The sequence below is a fragment of the Treponema sp. R6D11 genome (assembly GCF_054786075.1).
Map to the genome: position 1 here is coordinate 1 of NZ_BDHD01000210.1, position 2,886 is coordinate 2,886.

General features: G+C 42.0%; 3 protein-coding genes. All 3 read right to left on the reverse strand.

The annotated features are described in order from the left end of the window. Window positions 1-262: 262 nt before the first annotated feature. The gene (locus ACYVTD_RS11285) at window positions 263-556 is read right to left on the reverse strand and encodes a hypothetical protein (RefSeq protein ID WP_461247871.1); all 294 of its coding nucleotides are present in this window, start codon (window positions 554-556) and stop codon (window positions 263-265) included. Window positions 557-718: 162 nt separating this feature from the next. After that, window positions 719-1,885, reverse strand: coding sequence for a hypothetical protein (locus ACYVTD_RS11290; RefSeq protein WP_461247872.1), 1,167 nt, complete (start codon window positions 1,883-1,885; stop codon window positions 719-721). A gap of 138 nt (window positions 1,886-2,023) precedes the next feature. Next, window positions 2,024-2,886: hypothetical protein (locus ACYVTD_RS11295; RefSeq protein ID WP_461247873.1), on the reverse strand; the 863-nt coding region annotated here is incomplete at its 5' end.

Below are 2,886 nucleotides of genomic sequence, written 5' to 3' on the forward strand. Positions count from 1 at the left end.
TTATAGGGATCGGCGGGGTTGTTTTTGGCTTTTTACGTTTAAAAAAAGGTAAAGGGGGTGAAAAAATTTTTTTTTTCGAAAAACCGGGGGAATTTCCTTAATATAGGGAAAAATCCCCCCCCGCCCCGGGGTTTTCTCTTCTCAAAAGGGTTGTGGTTTTAAAAATAAAATCTTTTTTTTCCTTTGGCGGGGTAGTGGAGGAGGGTTATTGTCGGGAGGGCTCCTTTTTTTGTTTTTTTGGTTGTTGCGTTTGAAGTTGGATTTATGTGTTTTGGTTTGGTGTGGGTTGGGTTGGGGGTCGGGGAGGGTGACGGTTGTGTTTAATCTTATGCACGCCGTTTAAGGCGTGTGGATGAATAAAACCTAAACACCCCAGCGCCGAAAGGCTTTTCCACGATGAACCAAATGAGGTGAGCTTTAGCTCGCCGTTTGCGCTGCGGTCATAGCGAGGTACGCAACAGTTTTCAGAAAACTTACTAAGAGCGATCATATCCCCTAATAAGGCGGTTGACAATGAGGCGTTAGCTGTTTTCTTCATCATTTCCTTGTTACTCATATTCCTTCTTTCCTTTCGCTATCAATTGATAGCGTACACGCCAAGAGCCAATCGTTAAAAACGATGCCTGACGTTTCCGTCAGATGACGTTTACGTTTAATGACGCTTGCCGTCATATGACGCTTGGCGTCATATGACGCTTGGCGTGTACGCTACCTGCGTTTACTCTTCCGGCGTTGTTTCATCGGTTGTTGTCTCTTCCGATGTTGTTTCTTCTGGTATTGATATTTCGGGTATTGTTGATTGAACAGTTTGCCCACCAGTGGCTAGTTCAACAAAGGGTTCATGGCGATAAATTGCTTCAATAAATCCCCTGACACCTTGAAATTCAACAGGCAACCAAGCTTCACTTCCATCAATAATCACGTCCCCTGTTACTTTTAACCTGTCGCCAATTTTTGGCGTTTTTACCTTCGTTCCTCCAGTGCTGGGTTGAGAATGAATATTCGTTCCAATTTCTTGAAGATAATAAGTACCATCAACTCTCGTATTTTCTTGTCTTTCTGTAAACCTATTCTTTATAACAGTTACAAACACATCTTGCGTTGATGCTTTCTTTACGGTGTCGGTTATCGGCTTTATTATCGCCGCAGTTGCCGCCTCTTCTTTGGCTTCATAATTTCTTTTTTCAATTTCTTTTCCAACGGTAAGAAGCACCACAAAGCCGACCGCAACGAGCATTACTATTGATTTCAGGGCAGTCTTCGCATTTCCTTTGTTCCGTTCCGCCACTGCTCTTGCATAGGGTCTTGTCGCTATAAAGTAATAGCCAAATCCGGCGATGACTGCACAGATAGAAACAACTGACTGTGCCGCCGGACTCTTAATGAATCCTATGATTGCGGCTCCAATGTAGCCAAACCATAAAAACATGGCGGCTGTTTTGATTTTACCGCTGAACTCTAAAGCTCCCATTTCTTTTACCACGTCATAGTGCCAGAGGAAGTACCATGTGGGTGTTAATATCCCAGAACCAAGTAAAATAAGAAGAGAAAAAAAACCTCCCATGTTTTGGTGTACTTCCTTAGGAAGAAACGCTATCGGTATAAGAAATATAATAGGACCTGCTATAACCATTAACGCAGTGGTTATAATCTTGCCGATATTGACTTTACCGATAGTTGGCAACTTTAAGAGCAAGCCCCATATCAACCCTACCAGTTTTGCGGCTATTACCGGACCTAAGACTATAATAGCCGCAAAACCGCCGGCTAACATTCCACCAGCACCACCGCCAGGACCTGATTTGTCGCCGTAAGTATTCATGTTTGAATTTGCGGCTTCATCTTCAGTTTCAAAACTTCTTCCTAATCCATCTTTATAAGGCATAAAATTCTCCTTTCCGCTTTTTCGAACCTTTGTACCGAAGGTACGCAGTTCGCCGTTGCAGATAACGTTTTATCAATTACCACGCCTATCCACTAGCAGTGGAATCCGCCAACGGCGGCTGTTTAAGCGTTGGTTAATTCATTGATTTATGTTGTAGCCTCCCGCATACTCAAAGTACGATTTGCCGTTTCCATAAAAGTTGATTTCTGTTTTTTTCTTTTTGTCGTTCTTGAACGCCTTGATAATTACCCTGTTGTATTTATTATCATCTTTAGCGAACAAATCTTCGTCCTTCGCCCCGTCAAGTACGTCCCAAATTAAAATGGAAGGTAAAAAACTTTTTGCTTTTTCAATGTCTTTTTGGCTTGCTTTTTTGCCTTTGGGACTTTCGAATTCATAAAAGTCAGTGCCTTCAAAATGATAATCACCTTCTAAATATTGACTGTTGCCGTTAATAACTTTTACAAGAGCCATATTATCTTTGTAGACGTAAGCCACTCCTATATCGCCGCCAATTTTTGAGACTACTACTTTGTCAAAGCTGACATAATAATCAATTCTTCCGTCATCGGCAAATTGCTTTTTTACTTTGGCAATCATGGAGCGGATTTCTTCCGGCGTGTAGTCGCTTACGGAGAGGGATTTTCTGTATTCTTTGTCGGTAACATACTTGATTACTTCTTCCTTATTTTGATACGCCGTTGACACTATGCTGCCGGCTGCAAGTCCAACGGCTAATCCGATAACGCCGAGTATTAAAGTAAAAAAACCGGTGTGAAAAAAATTCGGTTTTGTTTCCGCTTTTACGAATAAAACGATGTACTTAATTGTAAAATAAATCAATTTTATAGCTTGAATAATAAACCCCGGAATGGTCAGCAAAACCGCCCACAAGAAAAAAGAGAGCAAATTAAACCCCGCACTTTCCGCGCCGTGGTCGGATTCTTTTCTGCCGTCTTTGTATGTCGTAACAACTTCGTATGACGGCGACATCGCCTTGG